The following is a 17,406-nucleotide window of genomic DNA, read 5'->3' on the forward strand; positions in this document are numbered from 1 at the left end:
TGCGCGTATTCCACACACATCAAAGCCCGCGACTGATTCGCCAGCAAATAAAAAACGGGCACCTGGAGAGGCGCCCGTTTTAACTGGCCAGATCAAACTGTATTACAGCTTGCCGGCAACCCAGTCCTTCACGCCAGCCAGTGCGCCGGCCAGGTTTTCTGGCTGCGTACCACCCGCCTGGGCCATATCCGGACGACCGCCGCCCTTGCCGCCGACTTGCTGGGCGACAAAGTTGACGAGTTCGCCAGCCTTGACCTTGCCAGTCAGATCGGCCGTTACGCCGGCCACCAGCGTCACCTTGCCGTCTGCGGCAGAGCCCAGCACGATCGCGGCAGAGCCGAGTTTGTCTTTGAGCTTGTCCAGCGTTTCACGCAGCGCGGTGTTGTCCGCGCCCGGCAGTTCTACGGCCAGCACTTTGGCGTTGCCGATGGCGATGGCTTCACCGGCCAGTTCGTCGCCCTTGCTCGCGGCCAGCTGGCCTTTGAGTTTGGCGAGTTCCTTTTCCAGCGCCTTGGCGTTGTCTTGCAGCTTTTCCAGCTTGGCGATCAGCTCGCCGGGCTGGGCTTGCACCAGCGCTGCAGCTTGCTTGAGTTCACGATCCAGACCCTGGGCTACGGCCACAGCGCCTTCGCCGGTAGTGGCTTCCACGCGGCGCACGCCAGCGGCTACGCCGCCTTCGGCCAGAATCTTGAAGAAGCCAATATCACCGGTGCGATGCACGTGGGTGCCGCCGCACAGTTCGGTAGAGAAATCGCCCATCTTCAGCACGCGTACTTCGTCGCCGTACTTTTCGCCAAACAGTGCCATGGCGCCGGCCTTGATGGCGTCGTCATAGCTCATGTTGGCGACGTCAACCGCGTAGTTCTGCATGACCACGTGATTCACCAGCGATTCAATGCGCGCCAGTTCTTCAGCGGTCACCGGCTTGGGGTGGCTGAAGTCGAAACGCGTGCGGTCGCTGTTGACCAGCGAACCCTTTTGTTCCACGTGCTTGCCCAGCACTTCGCGCAGCGCGGCGTGCAGCAAGTGGGTGGCGGAGTGGTTGCGCGCGGTGGCGCTGCGCTTGTGCAGGTCGATAGTGGCAGTGACCACATCGCCCACTTTCAGCGCGCCACGCACCAGACGGCCCTGATGACCGAACACATCGGCCTTCACTTTCTGGGTGTCAGTGACGTCAAACAGGGCGTTGATGCCGCCAGCAGCGGAAATCTCGCCGGTATCGCCCACCTGGCCGCCAGACTCGGCGTAGAACGGGGTGTTATCCAGCACCACCACGCCATCATCGCCGGCAGCCAGTGCTTGTACCGGTTCGTTACCGCGGTACAGCGCGATCACCTTGGCATCGCGGCTGTTCTCGGTATAACCGTGGAACGCGCTGGCATCGCCTTCGTAGGCCAGACCTGCTGCCATCTTGAACTGGCCGGCTGCCTTGGATTGCTGGCGTTGTGCTTCCAGCGCCTTCTCAAAGCCTTCCATGTCCACGGTCAGATTGCGTTCGCGGCAAACGTCGGCGGTCAGGTCGATCGGGAAGCCGAAGGTATCGGCCAGCTTGAAGGCGGTAGCGCCATCCAGCACGGTCTTGCCACCAGCCAGTGCCGACTCCAGCAGCGTCATGCCGTTTTCCAGCGTGCGGCCGAACACTTCTTCTTCTTGCTTGAGCGCGTCTTCAATTTGCGACTGGCGCTGACGCAGCTCCGGATAGGCATCGCCCATCAGTTCGGCCAGTTTAGCGACGAGCTTGTGGAAGAAGTAACCCTTCTGGCCCAGCTTGTAACCGTGGCGGATGGCGCGGCGGATGATCCGGCGCAGCACGTAGCCGCGGCCATCGTTGGCGGGCAGGGCGCCATCAGCCACGAGGAACGCACACGAGCGGATGTGGTCCGCAATCACCTTCAGCGACGGGCTGTTGATGTCTTCGGCGCCAGTCACTTTTTGCGCTTCGGCGATCAAGGCCTGGAACAGGTCGATTTCATAGTTGGAGTGCACGTGCTGCATCACTGCAGAGATGCGCTCCAGACCCATGCCGGTATCCACCGAGGGCTTGGGCAGCTTGTGCAGGACACCGGATTCATCACGGTTGAACTGCATGAACACGTTGTTCCAGATTTCGATGTAACGGTCGCCGTCTTCTTCAGGCGATCCCGGAGGACCACCCCAGATGTCCGCGCCGTGGTCGAAGAAAATCTCGGTACACGGGCCACACGGGCCGGTATCGCCCATGGTCCAGAAGTTGTCGGATGCGTACTTGGCGCCTTTGTTGTCGCCAATGCGGATCATGCGCTCAGCCGGCACGCCCACTTGCTTGTGCCAGATGTCATAGGCTTCGTCATCTTCGGCGTAGACGGTGACCCACAGCTTTTCAGTCGGCAGGGCCAGCCATTCTTTGCTGGTCAGGAACTCCCACGCAAACTTGATGGCGTCTTCCTTGAAGTAATCGCCAAAGCTGAAGTTGCCCAGCATTTCAAAGAAGGTGTGGTGACGTGCGGTGTAACCGACGTTTTCCAGATCGTTGTGCTTGCCGCCAGCGCGCACCACTTTTTGCGAGGTGGTCGCACGGGTGTACGGGCGCTTGTCAAAGCCCAGGAACACGTCCTTGAACTGGTTCATGCCCGCATTGGTGAACAGCAGGGTCGGATCGTTGGCGGGGATCAGCGACGAAGAAGCCACAATCTGGTGGCCTTTCGAGGCGAAGAAATCGAGAAACTTCTGCCGGATTTCTGCGGATGTCATGGTCGTGGGCGTGTTCGGGGCTAAATGGGAAACGTTCGATTGTAAACAAAAGCGCCGCCAGCGAACAGGCGGCGCGCAAGCTATTGCGACTGACGCATCACCAGCGTGCGATGAACCAGCCAGGCACCCACCCCGCACAGGCACATCAAGGTGGCCAGCGGGCGGGCGCTGGGGTCTTGCCAGGCGCCCATCAGAAAGCCGACCACGGTGGCCAGCGTGAACTGCAAGCTGCCCATCAAGGCCGAGGCCAGACCGGCGCGCGCGCCGTGGTGCTTGAGTGCAGCGGCCGAGGCATTGGGGCCGATAAAGCCGATGGCAGCGACAAAGAAAAACAGGCAAGGCAGCAGCACATAGAGCGCATCAATATGCAGCCAGGCGGTCACCAGCAACAGCAGCCCGGCCAGGAAGGGCGACCAGAGCGCGCGGCGCAGCAGGGTGTCGATATCGTTGGCTTTGAGAAAACGCGTATTGAGTTGCGAGGCCAGGATCAGACCAAAGGCGTTGCTGCCAAACACCCAGCCAAAATGCTCGGCCGGAATGCCGTGCAGGTTGATCAGTACAAAGGGCGAGCCGGTGATATAGGCAAACATGCCGGCGCTTGCCAGGCCAGAGCACAGCGTGTAGCCCAGAAACCAGCGGTCACGCAGCAACTGGCCATAACCTTGCACCACGTTGCCCAGATGCAGCGGCGCGGCTTTGTGGCGGTCGATCGTCTCGGTCAGGCCAAAGTGAATGCCTGTCACGCAGATCAAACCAAACGCGACCAGAATGCCGAACAGCACGCGCCAGCTGCTATGGACGGCCAGCCAGCCCCCCAGCAACGGGGCCAGAATCGGCGCCAGGCCCATGACCAGCATCAGCATGCTGAAGATTCTGGCGGCAGTCTGGGGTTCGCAGCGGTCACGCACAATGGCGCGGCAGATCACCATGCCGGTGCAGCCGCCCAGTGCCTGCAAAAAGCGGCAGGCGATCAGGGTTTCGATATTGGGCGCCAGCATGCAGCCTGCGCTGGCCGCGGCATACAGCAGCATGCCGAAATACAGCGGCGGCTTGCGGCCAAAGCGGTCTGAAATCGGGCCATAAAACAACTGGCCCAGCGCCAGACCGATAAAGAAGCTGGCCAGCGTCCACTGCACCATGCCGGCCTCGGTATTGAAGCTTTGCTGGATGGACGGAAAACTGGGCAGATACATGTCGATCGACATCGGGCCGATGGCCGTCAGCGTGCCCAGCAGCACAATGGCGCCGAGCGAAAGTGGTGTTTTCTGGGTGTTTTGCATGGTTAAACCGGGGCGGGACAAAACGCCTGCCCGGTTGTGTCGGGCAGTGGCAGCGGAAAATTGGTTGTCATTATCACCTGTTTTTTCCTGTTACGGCATATCGCTGCGTTATCCGCCTGGATACTGCCGGGTTTCTGTGATAAATCTGATTGCTGGTGGCTGATTGTTTCAGATAACGCAACAAAGGTAGGTTTGATGGATCGCTTGCTGGCTATGCAGACGTTTGCCCGTGTCGTGGAAACCGGCAGTTTTGTGCGGGCGGCAGAGAAACTGGATATGTCGACTTCGGCCGTATCGCGCCTTGTGGCTGATCTGGAATCTCATCTGAATGCGCGCTTGTTGCAAAGAACCACGCGTCGCCTGAGCCTGACCGATGCAGGGCGCGCTTATTACGAACGCACCTTGCAGATCCTGTCTGATGTGGCCGAAGCCGAGGCCGACGTGGGCAGCGAAGCCTCGCAACCTTCTGGCTGGTTGCGGTTCACCGCGCCGCTCTCGCTGGGAACGCGCCATCTGGCCGACGTTTTGCCGGGCTATTGCGCGCAGTTTCCGCAGGTGCATCTGGATGTCTCGCTCTCTGACCGGGCGGTTGATCTGGTGGAAGAGGGCCTGGATATGGGTTTGCGGATCGCCGCACAGTTGCCGGGTTCTTACGTGGCGCGCCGGATCGCCCCCATTCGCATTGTTGCTTGCGCCGCACCGGGCTATCTGGTGCGTCACGGTACGCCCAAAGTACCGGCTGACTTGAGAAACCACCGGGCGTTGTCCTATTCCTATTTTGCCGAGGGCGATACCTGGAATTTCGAAGACGCGCAGCAACGCAAAGTGCCGGTGCAGATCAAACCGGTGTTCCGCGCCAATAATGGCGACATTCTGACCGAGGCGGCCAAGGCGGGCGAAGGCGTGATCATCCAGCCCACGTTCCTTGTGGGTGAAGATCTGCGTGCAGGGCGGCTGGTGCAGATTTTGCCCGGTTATACGCTGCCGGAAATGTCGCTACAGGCCATTTATCCCAGCCGCCGGCATTTGTCGGCCAAGGTGCGTTCGCTGGTGGATTACCTGCAGCAAAAGTGGGGCGAAACGCCACCGTGGGATTGCTGGATGCAAGGTTCAGAGTCAACTGATTTCCCGACGATCAGCAAGTGAAGGCCCAGCACAAAAAAGGCCCGTATTCACGGGCCTTTTTTGTGGGCAGCGCTTAGTACGCCAGCGTGAAGCGGCGCTGGATATGCTGGCCTTGTTCAGCTTCATCCAGCATGGCGACGGCGTAGTCGGCCACGGAGATTTCGCTGTTGCCGTTGGCGTCGGTCAGCAACTGATCACCACCCAGACGGAACTGACCGGTGCGCTCGCCCGGCTTGATCATGGCGGCGGGGCTCAGCAGCGTCCAGTCCAGCGTGGTTTCTTCGCGCAGCAGGTTGAGCACGTCACGCGCACCCAGCGCCGATTGCTTGTAGGCATCCGGGAAGCTCGGGGTATCCACCAGTTGCACACCAGGCGCCACTTCCAGGCTGCCCGCGCCGCCCACCACCAGGATGCGCTTGATGGCGGCCGTTTTGATCGCAGCCAGAATGCTGTGATAGCCGGCCACATAGTAGGCGCGCATGGCGTCGTTGCCCTGGGCGTGGCCGCTCAGCGCGCTGATCACCACGTCGTTGCCCTTGAGGGCGTTGGCCAGCGCGGCCGCGTTGTTCACATCGACAGACACGGCGGTCAGGTTGGCATGCGCCGGCAACTTGCTGGCGTCACGGACCAGTGCGGTGACGCTGTGGCCGCGTTGCAGGGCTTCTTGCAGCAGGGCAGAGCCGATAAAACCGGTGGCGCCAATCAGAGCGATTTTCATGAGGTTTCTCCTTGTGGGTCTTGCTGTTGGTATCGGGGTTCAGGCACTCAACGTGTTGCGGATCATGTCTGTCAGTTGTTCGGGGTTCTGATAAAGCGCGCCGCCTGGCACCACGCCGCTGCCCGCGGCGGTATGCAGGATCAGCGAGGGCACGCCAGACACGCCAAAAGTGCGCATCATCTGGCGGGCAGCGGCGATCGCGGCATCCAGCCCGGCCGGGTTACCGGCACGCATGGCGGCGGCAAATGCCTCACCATCCAGACCGTATTGCGTGGCAACGCGGGTCAGTGCGTCCATGTCCTGGCTGCCATGGCCGTCGACATAGCGCACGCGCTGGATGTCCTGCAGCGCAGCCAGCGCTTGCGCGGGGCGCGCCTGGGCAATCAGGAACCACGCCTGGGTGGCCAGCGCAGAATCAAAGCGGCTGTTGAAGTCGCTCAAGACCTGGTCGTAATAGGCCTGGCTGAAAGGCTGGCCGGTCATCTGCGCAATGCGTTGGTCGTTCTGCCAGAAGTAATCGCGCTTTTGCGCAGTCATGGGCTGACCACCGTCACCTGCAAACAGACCTGTGGGCAGCAGTTGCCATTGCACTTCATCGGCCAGCGCGGCAGCGAGTTTTTCCAGCACGGGGTGGGCGGCGTAGCACCAGCCGCAAAGCGGGTCGAACAAAAGCGTAAGTGCAGGCTGCACGGTGTGGTCCTGATCAATCTTGAATGAAGGCTATTGTCGGGATTTCGATTGATTGGATAAAGCAGTCAGTTAATAATTGACTGTTCACTTTTTGTTTACAAATTCATGTCTGATCCACTGAACCTGAATCGCATTGAACTCTTTGCCGCCGTGGCCGAGGCAGGCGGCTTTACCGCAGCGGCAGAGCGTCTGGGCATGACCAAAGCCGGCTTGAGCCAGCAGATTGCGCGGCTGGAAGCGCAACTGGGCACAGCGCTGTTTGTGCGGACCACCCGCCGGGTAACGCTGACAGAGGCGGGTGAAACCTTGCTGCGTGATACCGCGCCGCTGATCCAGTCTTTGCATGACAGCGTGGCTAGACTGAACGGGGATGTGGCCGTGCCCACCGGCACCTTGCGCATCACCGCGCCGGCAGATCACGCCGCCAGCTTGCTGGCGCCGGCGCTGGCGGCTTTTGGTGACCTGTACCCGGATTTGCAGATTGATCTGCTGGCCACAGACGAAGTACTGGATCTGGTCCGGGAACGGGTGGATGTGGCCATCCGCATGGGCTGGCTGCGCGATTCCAGCTTGCGAGCCACACAACTGGGCCGGTTTGAACAGTTTGCCGTGGCCTCGCCGGATTACCTGGCCCGAACGGGGCTGGCGCCGCAGCACCCGCGTGATCTGGTGGGGGAGCGCTGGGTGGTTTTGAGCTTGCTGGCCGCACCGCTGACCTGGACCTTTGTGCATCCGGACGGCGAAAACTGCACGATCCGGGTGCAGCCGGCCATCCGTACCAGTACACCGACCACCGCGCTGGTCCTGGCGCAACACGGTGCTGGCGTAGCGGTGCTGGATGAAGGTACGGTCACGCCCTCACTGAAAGAAGGGCGTCTGGTGCGCTTGTTGCCGGAGTGGACCTTGCCGGCCGGTGGCATGTACGCGGTGTATCCGGATAGCCGGCATGTGCCGGCCAAGGTGCGGGTGTTTATTGCGTTCTTTCGGGACTGGCTGGCGGGTAAACGCCCTGGGCGAGCCTGGTGATGCAGCGCGCGCTGTGCGTCAGTCGTAGCTGTCGGATTCGTCTTCACCGCCGACAACGCGGTAAATCACCCCGGTGCTGAACCCGCGTGCGGCCAGGAAGCGCAGTTGTTTGGCACGTTCTTTGGCATCTTGCGGCGGCTGGCCGAACTTGCGCTGCCACAGCGCCCGGGCGGTGGCGAATTCGTCGGTTTCCAGGTTTTCCAGCGTATTGCTGATGATGTCGCTGGCGACGCCTTTTTGCCGCAGCTCCGCGACAAGGCGACGCGTGCCGTAGCGTTGCGAGCGGTAATGCGCCCATTGCTCGGCAAAGCGCTCGTCAGAGAGCCAGCGCCGTTGCTGGAAGTCATCCAGCAGATCATCCAGGATTTGTGCATCCGGGCAGTGCGGGCGCAGTTTGGCCCTGAGTTCGGCGCGCGAATATTCCCGCCGGGACAGCAGCGCCAGGGCGCGATTGCGAAAGCGCGCCGGATCAAACGCCGCAGCGCCGTCGTTTTCACGATCGGCGCTGGCGGATTCTTCAAACACGTCGTCATCAATGTGCATCAGCGTGTACTGCAGTCAGCTTGATCAGATTTCGAGTTCGATCTCGTCATCCTGATTGCCGCCCATTTCAATCGGGGCGCTGGAAAGGCCAATCTTCTCGCGGATTTTGGCCACAATTTCTGCAGCTACTTCCGGATTGTCTTTCAGATACTGGCGGGAGTTTTCCAGACCCTGGCCAATCTTGTTGCCGTTGTAGCTGTACCAGGCGCCGGATTTTTCGACGATCTTGTGCGTCACGCCGTGCTCGACAATCTCGCCTTCGCGGCTGATGCCTTCACCGTACAGGATGTCGAACGTGATCACGCGGAACGGCGGGGCGACCTTGTTTTTGGCAACCTTCACTTTGGTCTGGTTACCGATCACTTCTTCACCCTTTTTCACCGCGCCAATACGGCGGATATCCAGACGGACAGACGCGTAGAACTTGAGCGCGTTACCACCGGTGGTGGTTTCCGGGCTCTGGCCAGGCATCATGGCGCCAATCTTCATGCGCAGCTGGTTAATGAAGATCACCAGCGTGTTGGTGCGCTTGATGTTACCGGTCAGCTTGCGCAGGGCCTGGCTCATCAAACGGGCTTGCAGGCCAACGTGGGTATCACCCATTTCACCTTCAATTTCGGCCTTGGGAACCAGCGCGGCGACCGAGTCGACCACGATGATGTCCACACCGCCGGAGCGCACCAGCATGTCAGCGATTTCCAGCGCCTGTTCACCGGTATCGGGCTGGGAGATCAGCATGTCAGAGACATTGACGCCCAGCTTTTGCGCGTAGATCGGGTCCAGCGCGTTTTCAGCATCGATATAGGCGGCGGTGCCACCCAGCTTCTGGATTTCTGCCACCACGTGCAGACACAGCGTGGTTTTACCGGAGGATTCCGGCCCGAAGATTTCAACAATACGGCCGCGCGGCAGGCCGCCCACGCCCAGACCCAGATCGAGGCCCAAAGAGCCGGTGGAGACAACCTGCAGATCGTTTTCGATCTGGTTGTCGCCCATCTTCATGATGGCGCCCTTGCCGAACTGCCGTTCGATTTGTGCCAGTGCGGCGGCAAGCGCCTTGCTCTTGTTGTCATCCATGACGATCGACCTGTAAAAGGAATGTGTGGTGGGCGGATTATAGAACAATTGTTCTACAGAAGAAAAGCGTCAGGGACAGCCGGTGTGCATTTGCGCATGTCAAAAAAGCACCACAAACAGCCCGGCACGGCGTCAAGTCTGGCGGCGCCTGGCTCTGGCCTGAATCAACAGTGATTGTAACCGGTGCCCGCCCTGGTCCAGGATACATGCATAATTGCGCCTTCGGTACAGGAGGAACGGGCGGATGCGGGTGGTCGTGTTGGGAGCAGGCATAGCAGGCGTGAGCTCCGCCTGGTTTCTGGCACAAGCCGGACACGAGGTGACGGTGATCGAACGCGAACCCGGCCCCGGCCTGCAAACCAGTTTTGCCAACGGCGGCCAGATTTCGGTGTGTCATGCCGAGCCATGGGCCAACCCCAAGGCGCCGTGGAAAATCCTCAAATGGCTGGCTGAAGAAGACGCGCCGTTGTTATGGCGACCCAAAGCCGATATCAATCAGTGGCGCTGGGGCCTGCGCTTTTTGCGCGAATGCACGCCCGCGCGGGCACGTGCCAATCTGAAAAGCCTGGTGCGGCTGGGGCTGTACAGCCGCGCGCAACTGCAAAGCCTGCGCGCCAGCACGGGTCTGGCCTATGACGCGTTGACGCGCGGCATCCTGCATTACTACACCGACGAACGCGAATTTGCCGCGGCGATCCCGGCCGCCGCGCACATGCGTGAAAGCGGGCTGGACCGGCAGATCAAGACCACGGCAGAGTGTATCGGGATTGAACCGGCGCTGGCCCACGCCCGCAAGATCATTGTTGGTGGCACCTACACGCCAAGTGACGAGTCTGGCGACGCCCACAAATTTACCCAGGCTCTGGCCGAGCGCGCCGCCGCGCTGGGTGTGCGCTTCAGATACGGCACGCAGGTGTTGCATCTGGATGGCGAAGAAAGCTGCGAGGTGAACGGCGCCGCCTTGCGCTGGCAGGATGAAGACGGGCTCTGGCAGACCGGCAGCATCAAGGCAGATGCCTATCTGGTCTGTATGGGGAGCTATAGCCCGCGTTTGCTCAAGTCGGTGGGCATCACGCTGGATGTGTACCCGGTCAAAGGCTATTCCGTGACGATCCCGGTGCGCGATGGTGATCACGCGCCGGAGGTCAGCCTGACCGATGACGGCCACAAGCTGGTGTTTTCCAGGCTGGGTGATCGTTTCCGGGCGGCCGGTACGGCTGAACTCAATGGCTATGATCTGAGCCTGAACCCGGTGCGTTGCGCCGCCTTGCTCAAACGCACGCAAGAGATTTTCCCGCAGGCCGGGGATTACGCCCAGGCCAGTTTCTGGGCCGGTCTTCGGCCAGCTACACCGGGCAACTTGCCTTATATCGGCCGCACGCGTTACCCCAATCTGTTCGTCAACACCGGGCACGGCACACTGGGCTGGACCGAAGGCGCTGGCGCGGGTCATGCGGTGGCGCAGATGATCAGCGGGCAGCAGCCTGAGCTGGACTACCCGTTTTGCCGCGGCCTTTAAGCCACCGCATGTTTAACGGGCGTTGTCCAGACGCCCCAGACAATCCTGATAACGGCCATCCACACGCTGGGCAAACCAGGCGGTGGTGAGCTTGCGCGTGATCTTGGGGCTGATCAGCCGGATCTGCGGCAAAGCCGCGCGGGGCATGGGCTTGCCGGCGGTTTTATCTGCCAGCGTAAACACACGGGTATAGGTGGCGGTTTTTTCGAACGCGGCGTAGCGCTCCTGGCGGATATCGGCCAGCATTTGCTGGCGTGACAAACCCAGCTTGCCGGAGAGCGAAAACAGCGCGCGCTGGCTGTCGGTCACCGTGTTGGTTGGCACCGCGCCGTTGTAGCTCATCAGATAACCATCCGGGGTCAGCTTCTGGCCGGTGATCTTTGCCAGCGCCAGTTGCATGGCGGCGCTGCGGCTGGCGTAGCGGCCAGCGTTGTAATCGGCAAAGCGGTAAATCATTTCCGGATAGCTGGTCGGGTACTGCAACAAGTGCGCCGTGCCGAAATACACGCTGCCGCGCCGCGTAAACACTTCGTCCCGCAAACTGCGCTGGATCTTGTACGGATACGGCCAGACCTGCACATGCCCCTTGGCGAAATCGACACCGACCTGCATCGGGCCGCCGGTACGGATGGGGTTGTCGTCGGCAAACAGTTTGGGGCCAAACGGCAGCTCCGTGATCATGTCTTCGAACAAGGCATTCATCTGCCGCTCGGTTCTGAGCGCGTCAATGCGCTCGTTGTAGCTGCGGCCATCGGGCGAGCTTTTGGCAAAGGCCGCCTGCACCACAAGGCGGGGGATGCCGAACTTGTGAATGCGCTTGTCGATTTCTTTCCAGACGATCTCATTGAGCCCAGGCACGACTGGATCGCTCTGGAAGCTTGATTCCTGCGCGATCACCGCAATCGAGGCGCAAAAATACGAGGGCGAATACGGGATTTTCAGCGTGCTGAATGCGGTGAAAATATCAGTCGACCAACCCGCGCGATCCGGAATATTGCCCGGCAACAGCGCGTTGAGCAGGGCGCGGCCAGCGGCATCACCGGTGACGGCCTGATTGGGCTGCAACGGCGCCGGCGTTGGCACCGGGGTGATGGCGGGCGGGGCAGAGGCTTGTGGCGCAGAGGCCGGGATCGAGGCGGGTGCCGGGATGGGCGTGAGCGTTGCTGCCACCGGTGGGGCCGAAGCCTCAACCGGCTCCGGGACGGGCTCGGCAGTCAGGGCTGGTTCATCGGCCGCCAGCACATGCGGGGTGATCAGGGTGGCGGCAAGCCAGAGCAAAGCGGTGCGCACGGTGCAATCAGACAAAAAATCAAAGAAGCGAAGCGTACCAAACTTGTCTGCAATCAACCATGTTCCGGGTCTATTTCAGCGTTATTACGCAGACTGGTTTGTGGGTTTGGCATTTGCCGTCTTCAATACAGTGTCAACCTTTGGCTGGAGAACCTCTCGATGCGCAGTCTGGCGGGCTGGAAAACCCTGTTGCTGAGTTTGTCCCTGGTGATGCTGGCAGGGCCCGCAGGGGCCTTTGATTTGCCGCAAATGCCCAATATGGTCGGCGTGGGCGTCGGGATCACCACGCAATGCAGCGGTTGCAAAGACACCATGGTCGGTGCCGTGCCGGGCGTGGAATACCACGGCGATGGCTGGCTGCTGGAATGGTACGGGCCGTACGCGCAGGTGGATTTCGGCGAGCCGGGTTCCCATTTTCGCTGGGGGCCGGCGTTATCGGTGAAACTGGGGCGCAGTGATCTGGATGATCCGGTGCTCAAACGCCTGCCGGAAATCAATACCACGCTGGAGGGCGGTGCTTTTGTTGGCTATGAGTTGTATCAATCGGGCGATATTCCCTATCGCGTGCGCCTGTACGCCAACGTACTGACCAACGCCGGCCAGGTATATAACGGCATGCGCGGGGCGTTCTTCAGTTCAATCTGGGTGCCGGCGTCTTACCGGCTGTTGCTGGGCGGTGGCGCGGGCTATGCCTGGGCCAGCCAGAGTTTCATGAACACCTATTACGGGATCGATGAGGCCGCCTCGCAGGCGTCCGGCCTGCCGATGTTCACTGCGCATCGGGGTAACCAACAGGTGTATGGCTGGTTGGGCGCGATCTACAAAATCGACAATCACTGGGCAGTGGGTGCGGCGGTGATCGATCAGTACCTGATTGGCTCGGCCGGCGATACGCCGATCGTGACCGAGCGCGGTACGGCCAGCCAGCTGACTTATGGTGTGGGCGTGGGTTATAAGTGGTGACGCGGGCATTGTGCGCCAGACAAAAAGGCCAGCCGGTGAGGGCTGGCCTTTTTTCATTGCAGCTTCAGGCTTGCGGCAGGGCGGCGGTCTCGGTCGCGCTCTGGCTGAACTCTGCGGCCAGTAAACTCAGCAGAACCAGCGGGTGATACTGGTTGTTCCAGTAACCGGCTTCGCGCTGCTGGCCCTCAATCACAAAGCCCAGTTTATCAAGCACCTTGAGCGAGGCCGCGTTGTGCGGGTGCACCCGTGCTTCGATCCGGTTCAGGCCCAGGTTGGCGAACATCCAGGCCAGCATGGCCGACAGCGCCTCACGCATATAGCCTTGCTGCCAGGCGTCGCGGCCCAGCTCGTAACCAATCTGGCAATTGCGCCAGCCTCTATCCCATTTGAAAAAGCCACACGAACCCAGTAAACGCTGATCATGCTGCCGCACAATGGCCCAGCGCATGCCAGGAATGGCCTGCTGTGGCGCAGTCATGAAGGCTTGCAGGATCTTCTCGGCATCTTCCAGACACAGTGCGGGGTTAGAGCCAAACCAGCGCATGGCTTCTTCATCACTGTGAATGGCAAAGAGTTCGGCCGCATCGCTGGCCACAAACGGGCGCAGCAACAGGCGATCGGTGATCAGCTTGGGAAATTCCATGGGCACAACTCGGTGGTTGGGCAGTTCACTATGCCATGCCGCGCGCAGGTGGTGCGCGCGGCCCAGGTAACGGCTTGTGCGGGGCTCAGAACTGATAGCCCGCACCCAGCAAAATGATGTCGCTATCGCGGCTGTAAGAGGTCACGATGCGGTGCCACGCCACCCGCGCCCGCCAGTCCTGACCCAGGCGGTAACTGCTGGTGAGGGTAACCACGCCAGACACCCGGCTGGGATCGGCATCACGGCCATCAATCACGTTGTCTTTTTTATCCAGCAAGAAATACGCGCCGCCACCGACACCAATGGTAAAGCGCTTGTTGAAGAACTCCGGCTCCAGCCAGACCTCGGCCAGCGCGCCGTTGTGCCGCACCGTGGCATTGTTGTTTTCCAGCAGCCAGGCGCCAGAAAGTTTCACCCACGGGCTGAGCGAATAACGGTACTCCAGACTGCCTGCAGTGCCGGTTTCAGAGTCAAAACTGTTCAGGATGGTGCGGCCGTAATAAGCGGTGACTTCCTGATTGCCGTTGCCGGCGCGCCAGTTGGCGCCGCTGCTGCGGGTATCGGGCGCCAGCTCGTAACCCAGCCCGAGCGTGACCGAGTTGGTATCAATGCTGCCGCGTGCGTCGATATGGTTGTAGCGCAGCTGGTATTGCCAGTTGCTGTCCGGATTCTGGTAGATGGCGGCTAGGCTGTAGATCACGCCCCAGCCGTGGTTGTCGTCATAGTTGTTGCTGGTGCTGGCGGTGGTGGTATCGAAATACCGGTAAGGGCCGATGCCTGCCGCCAGTTTGACGCGGCCCCAGAACGGATCAGTGTTGTACCACAGCTGGAATGAATGCCCGTCGCGATGGTGGTCCTCTACATGCCCTTCGTTGATCCAGGAAAAGCTGGCTGACCAGTTGGCGGTAAACGGGTGGTTGTAGATCAGGCTCCAGGCGTAGGAATGGTCGTCTTGTGCGGGGGAATTCATGAAACCGGCATCAAGCAGCAAGGTGTCGGCACGGGCCGCCGCGGCAGAGAGGGCAGCAGCAAGCAGTACGGCAAAGCGCAGTGGCGTGAGTGTGGGCATGGCGTTCCGGAGTGGCTGATGTTTTTTTTGAGGTCTACAGATCAAGGTTAATCGCCACGTTCCCCTTGTCCAGGTCAATTTCTGGAAAAACACCTGAAAGTAATAGTCGCGAATATGTCAGCGTTTTCTATGATGGATGATGCCAGCGCCCACCAGGTGCCGGCAGCCGGTATGCAGGTGGGGACTACCGCATCCGTCATGTCATAACTCAAAACTTGTTTTCCGGAGAATTTTTTCCATGAAAAAACGCATGCTCCTGACCGCTGTTGCTCTGGCAAGCCTGACCCTGAGCTACGGTGCTTATGCCGCAGATACCGCATCGCAACCCGAGATCAAGGCGGTCAAGGCTGGTGAGGCTTCCATTCGCGGTTCCGGCACCATTACCGCCATCGACAAGGAAAACCGTGTGGTCACCATCAAGGGTGATCGCGGTAACGTGTTCGATCTGACGGTGGGCCCGGACGCCAAGAACTTTGACGAACTCAAGGTGGGCGATCGCGTGAACGCGGAATACCGCCGCGCCATTGCCCTGGCCCTCAAGAAGGGCGGCGCTGACATCCGCGCGGATGTCGAGACCACGGCATCGACCTTTGCTGCCAAGGGCGAACAGCCTGGTGGCGCTGTGGCACGTCGTCAAACCATCGTGGCGAACGTGATCAGCGTGGATAAAAAGCACAACACCATTCGCGTCAAGGGTCCGAAGGGCCGTGTGGTTGATGTCGAGGTGGAAGATCCGGATGTCATGCACAAGGTGAAGAAGGGCGACCAGATTGTCGCCGTCGTGACCGATGCGCTGGCGATCTCGGTGACACCGGCTGCCGCCAAGTAACACGTCATTGTCTTGCCTGACCGCAGACCGGCTGACTCCGGCCGGTTTGCGGCATTGATGCATGGATTGCATGGCCACTGGCCGGGAGTAAGGGATGAAAAGCAGGATGTCGGGATGTATGCGCTGGGTTGCCATGCTGGTTGTGGCGTTGGGCCTGAGTGGTCAGGCTCTGGCTGCCACCGGATCGAACGTGCCGGAAAAACGCCACACCGTGGATATGAACGCACGTGATCTGATCGACAAGCTTGGCAAAGCAGATGCGGATGCAAAAGCAAAGATTGGCCAGAGCGCGGGTTATGCGGCGTTTACCAATGGCGGCATGGGCATTTTGCTGCCGGGCGGTTTTGGTACGGGCGTGGTGCAAAAAAACGGCTCTGACAAGAAAACCTATATGCGCATGTTCCACTCGCCCTCGGGCTGGGGTTCGGGCATCAAGACCTATAGCGTGGTGTTTGTGTTCGATACCCAGGAAGGCCTGGACAGCTTTCAGGCACGGGGTTACGTGCTGAGCCAGTACGCGGTCGATGCCTCAAAGAGCGCGGGCAAGGGCGAAGCGGAAATCATGCCGGGCGTGTGGATGTACCAGCTTGATGCCAAGGGCAATCTGGCGCCGGCATTGACCGGCCAGGGCGTGAAGTTCTATCTGGATCAGGAACTGAACTGAGCGCGCAACACGTCGTTACAGGCCGGTGGCACGCCAGAGCATGCTGCCGGCAATCAGCAACACCATCAAGGCAAAACCACGCTGGATCATCTGCCCGGATAATCGCCCGGCCAGCAACCGCCCCAGCGTCATCCCCAGTACCAGCGCGCCCAGAAAAGGCCACAACACAGCCGCGGGCAGTTGCGCGCCATGCACCAGCGTGGACACTACGCCGCTGATGCCGGTCAGCGCAATCACCAGTAACGACGTCGCCACAATGGATTGCACCGGCAGATTGGTCAGCCGCCGCAAGGCCGGGACAATCACAAAGCCGCCACCCACTCCCAGTAGCCCGGTCAGCAAGCCGGTCAGTACGCCGACTTGCGCGACCAGCACCATGGTCACCGGCGTCCAGATGAGACGCCCGCTGGCCGGATCAACCCGGCAGCGCGCCGTGGCCTGCGGCCGATCCGGATGCGGAGCCGCGTTATACCAGGTGCGCCAGGCCACGATCAGCATCACGCCACCGAAAATGCCCGCCAGCCCGTTTGCCGGCACCCGCAGGGCCAGCCAGCCGCCGACAAAGGTCATGGGCATGGCACATAGCGCAATCAGCGTGGCAGCCCGATAGCGGACCAGGCCACGGCGAAAGCCCTCCAGCGCGCCCACGGCAGCGCCTGCCGCGACTGCAATCAATGCCACCGGCGCGGCCTCACGCACGGTCCAGCCCAGCCCGTTCACCAATGCGGGTACGGCCAGAATGCCGCCGCCGGCACCAGTCAGCCCCAGCACGGCACCCACCAGCGCGCCCAGTACCAGCACCAGCATCATGAGCGGTTGATCCGGTGCCCAAGCAGTTCATACAACGACATGCCGGCCAGCATGGCGACGGTAAATGCAATGCCCTGCGGGACACCCGCGCCTACCAGCACCAGTGCCGGACCAGGACAAATGCCGGCCAGACCCCAGCCCGCGCCAAAGATCAGCGCACCCAGCAACAAGGGTTTGTCGATCTGCTTGTTCTGCGGCCACTGTAAGGTCTCGGCCGTGACGGCCTGCGTGCGCTTGCGGGCCAGCCAGAACAAAGGCAGTGCCACCGCAATTGCGCCACCCATGACAAAGGCCAGGGAAGGGTCCCACTGCCCGGCCAGATCAAGAAATCCGGTCACCTTGGCCGGGTTGGCCATGCCCGAAACAATCAACCCAAGACCAAACACCAGGCCGCCTATGGCTGCAAACACAATGCCCATGATGTCTCCTT

The 17,406-nt window shown here is 60.8% G+C and carries 17 protein-coding genes; 6 read left to right on the forward strand and 11 right to left on the reverse strand.

Annotated features, from left to right (window positions below; genetic code table 11):
* Positions 1 to 102 precede the first annotated feature (102 nt).
* Both alaS and IEX57_RS02645 read right to left on the reverse strand, forming a co-directional pair.
* Entirely contained in the window at positions 103 to 2,730 is a 2,628-nt protein-coding gene (gene alaS / locus IEX57_RS02640) for an alanine--tRNA ligase (RefSeq protein ID WP_188702034.1), read from the reverse strand.
* An 80-nt stretch (positions 2,731 to 2,810) separates the two neighbouring features.
* The gene (locus IEX57_RS02645; protein ID WP_188702035.1) at positions 2,811 to 4,010 is read right to left on the reverse strand and encodes a Bcr/CflA family multidrug efflux MFS transporter; all 1,200 of its coding nucleotides are present in this window, start codon (positions 4,008 to 4,010) and stop codon (positions 2,811 to 2,813) included.
* A gap of 195 nt (positions 4,011 to 4,205) precedes the next feature.
* Between IEX57_RS02645 and IEX57_RS02650 the strand changes: the two genes are divergently transcribed.
* Entirely contained in the window at positions 4,206 to 5,156 is a 951-nt protein-coding gene (locus IEX57_RS02650) for a LysR family transcriptional regulator (protein ID WP_188702036.1), read from the forward strand.
* A gap of 52 nt (positions 5,157 to 5,208) precedes the next feature.
* On the opposite strand, the gene IEX57_RS02655 is transcribed toward IEX57_RS02650, so the two are convergent.
* Together IEX57_RS02655 and IEX57_RS02660 are read right to left on the reverse strand one after the other, a co-directional pair.
* Complete coding sequence (locus IEX57_RS02655) at positions 5,209 to 5,853, reverse strand: NAD(P)-dependent oxidoreductase (protein ID WP_188702038.1); 645 nt, start codon at positions 5,851 to 5,853, stop codon at positions 5,209 to 5,211.
* A 39-nt stretch (positions 5,854 to 5,892) separates the two neighbouring features.
* Positions 5,893 to 6,543: a DsbA family protein gene (locus IEX57_RS02660; protein ID WP_188702046.1), complete on the reverse strand. Its 651-nt coding sequence runs from the start codon at positions 6,541 to 6,543 to the stop codon at positions 5,893 to 5,895.
* A 105-nt stretch (positions 6,544 to 6,648) separates the two neighbouring features.
* On the opposite strand from IEX57_RS02660, the gene IEX57_RS02665 reads away from it, so the two are divergent.
* Positions 6,649 to 7,569 (forward strand): LysR family transcriptional regulator, encoded by a 921-nt coding sequence (locus IEX57_RS02665; protein ID WP_188702049.1) that lies wholly within the window; start codon positions 6,649 to 6,651, stop codon positions 7,567 to 7,569.
* 18 nt (positions 7,570 to 7,587) lie between these two features.
* On the opposite strand, the gene recX is transcribed toward IEX57_RS02665, so the two are convergent.
* Positions 7,588 to 8,112 (reverse strand): recombination regulator RecX, encoded by a 525-nt coding sequence (gene recX, locus IEX57_RS02670; protein WP_188702051.1) that lies wholly within the window; start codon positions 8,110 to 8,112, stop codon positions 7,588 to 7,590.
* A 24-nt stretch (positions 8,113 to 8,136) separates the two neighbouring features.
* On the reverse strand, positions 8,137 to 9,189 hold the full coding sequence (gene recA, locus IEX57_RS02675; protein WP_188702053.1) for a recombinase RecA: 1,053 nt from the start codon (positions 9,187 to 9,189) through the stop codon (positions 8,137 to 8,139).
* Between the two features lie 280 nt (positions 9,190 to 9,469).
* On the opposite strand from recA, the gene IEX57_RS02680 reads away from it, so the two are divergent.
* Entirely contained in the window at positions 9,470 to 10,708 is a 1,239-nt protein-coding gene (locus IEX57_RS02680; protein WP_229708618.1) for a D-amino acid dehydrogenase, read from the forward strand.
* 12 nt (positions 10,709 to 10,720) lie between these two features.
* Here the strand turns inward: IEX57_RS02680 and IEX57_RS02685 are convergent, their stop codons facing one another.
* Positions 10,721 to 11,998, reverse strand: a complete 1,278-nt coding sequence (locus IEX57_RS02685) for a DUF1615 domain-containing protein (RefSeq protein ID WP_229708620.1) — start codon at positions 11,996 to 11,998, stop codon at positions 10,721 to 10,723.
* 159 nt (positions 11,999 to 12,157) lie between these two features.
* Here IEX57_RS02685 and IEX57_RS02690 point away from each other — a divergent pair, with 159 nt between their 5' ends.
* Positions 12,158 to 12,961 carry a MipA/OmpV family protein gene (locus IEX57_RS02690; protein WP_229708622.1) on the forward strand — a complete coding sequence of 268 codons (804 nt, stop codon included), beginning with the start codon at positions 12,158 to 12,160 and terminating at the stop codon, positions 12,959 to 12,961.
* A 64-nt stretch (positions 12,962 to 13,025) separates the two neighbouring features.
* Here IEX57_RS02690 and IEX57_RS02695 read toward each other — a convergent pair whose 3' ends face one another.
* Together IEX57_RS02695 and IEX57_RS02700 are read right to left on the reverse strand one after the other, a co-directional pair.
* Positions 13,026 to 13,604, reverse strand: a complete 579-nt coding sequence (locus IEX57_RS02695) for a GNAT family N-acetyltransferase (RefSeq protein ID WP_188702056.1) — start codon at positions 13,602 to 13,604, stop codon at positions 13,026 to 13,028.
* 85 nt (positions 13,605 to 13,689) lie between these two features.
* Positions 13,690 to 14,673, reverse strand: coding sequence for a hypothetical protein (locus IEX57_RS02700; protein ID WP_188702057.1), 984 nt, complete (start codon positions 14,671 to 14,673; stop codon positions 13,690 to 13,692).
* Positions 14,674 to 14,911: 238 nt separating this feature from the next.
* On the opposite strand from IEX57_RS02700, the gene IEX57_RS02705 reads away from it, so the two are divergent.
* Positions 14,912 to 15,502, forward strand: coding sequence for a hypothetical protein (locus tag IEX57_RS02705; protein WP_188702058.1), 591 nt, complete (start codon positions 14,912 to 14,914; stop codon positions 15,500 to 15,502).
* Positions 15,503 to 15,620: 118 nt separating this feature from the next.
* Entirely contained in the window at positions 15,621 to 16,166 is a 546-nt protein-coding gene (locus IEX57_RS02710) for a lipid-binding SYLF domain-containing protein (protein WP_188702059.1), read from the forward strand.
* A gap of 15 nt (positions 16,167 to 16,181) precedes the next feature.
* On the opposite strand, the gene IEX57_RS02715 is transcribed toward IEX57_RS02710, so the two are convergent.
* On the reverse strand, positions 16,182 to 16,976 hold the full coding sequence (locus IEX57_RS02715) for a sulfite exporter TauE/SafE family protein (protein WP_188702060.1): 795 nt from the start codon (positions 16,974 to 16,976) through the stop codon (positions 16,182 to 16,184).
* Positions 16,973 to 17,395 (reverse strand): YeeE/YedE family protein, encoded by a 423-nt coding sequence (locus IEX57_RS02720; protein WP_188702061.1) that lies wholly within the window; start codon positions 17,393 to 17,395, stop codon positions 16,973 to 16,975. Before IEX57_RS02720 ends, IEX57_RS02715 begins: the two co-directional genes overlap by 4 nt.
* Between the last annotated feature and the right edge of the window lie 11 nt (positions 17,396 to 17,406).

This window comes from Silvimonas iriomotensis (assembly GCF_014645535.1).
GTDB lineage: Bacteria > Pseudomonadota > Gammaproteobacteria > Burkholderiales > Chitinibacteraceae > Silvimonas > Silvimonas iriomotensis.

Bases quoted from the DNA above. Each gene is read 5' to 3' on its own strand.
- alaS (WP_188702034.1), bottom strand. From the start codon at position 2,730: ATGACATCCGCAGAAATCCGGCAGAAGTTTCTCGATTTCTTCGCCTCG.
- IEX57_RS02645 (WP_188702035.1), bottom strand. From the start codon at position 4,010: ATGCAAAACACCCAGAAAACACCACTTTCGCTCGGCGCCATTGTGCTG.
- IEX57_RS02650 (WP_188702036.1), top strand. From the start codon at position 4,206: ATGGATCGCTTGCTGGCTATGCAGACGTTTGCCCGTGTCGTGGAAACC.
- IEX57_RS02655 (WP_188702038.1), bottom strand. From the start codon at position 5,853: ATGAAAATCGCTCTGATTGGCGCCACCGGTTTTATCGGCTCTGCCCTG.
- IEX57_RS02665 (WP_188702049.1), top strand. From the start codon at position 6,649: ATGTCTGATCCACTGAACCTGAATCGCATTGAACTCTTTGCCGCCGTG.
- recX (WP_188702051.1), bottom strand. From the start codon at position 8,112: ATGCACATTGATGACGACGTGTTTGAAGAATCCGCCAGCGCCGATCGT.
- recA (WP_188702053.1), bottom strand. From the start codon at position 9,189: ATGGATGACAACAAGAGCAAGGCGCTTGCCGCCGCACTGGCACAAATC.
- IEX57_RS02690 (WP_229708622.1), top strand. From the start codon at position 12,158: ATGCGCAGTCTGGCGGGCTGGAAAACCCTGTTGCTGAGTTTGTCCCTG.
- IEX57_RS02695 (WP_188702056.1), bottom strand. From the start codon at position 13,604: ATGGAATTTCCCAAGCTGATCACCGATCGCCTGTTGCTGCGCCCGTTT.
- IEX57_RS02700 (WP_188702057.1), bottom strand. From the start codon at position 14,673: ATGCCCACACTCACGCCACTGCGCTTTGCCGTACTGCTTGCTGCTGCC.
- IEX57_RS02705 (WP_188702058.1), top strand. From the start codon at position 14,912: ATGAAAAAACGCATGCTCCTGACCGCTGTTGCTCTGGCAAGCCTGACC.
- IEX57_RS02710 (WP_188702059.1), top strand. From the start codon at position 15,621: ATGCGCTGGGTTGCCATGCTGGTTGTGGCGTTGGGCCTGAGTGGTCAG.
- IEX57_RS02715 (WP_188702060.1), bottom strand. From the start codon at position 16,976: ATGATGCTGGTGCTGGTACTGGGCGCGCTGGTGGGTGCCGTGCTGGGG.
- IEX57_RS02720 (WP_188702061.1), bottom strand. From the start codon at position 17,395: ATGGGCATTGTGTTTGCAGCCATAGGCGGCCTGGTGTTTGGTCTTGGG.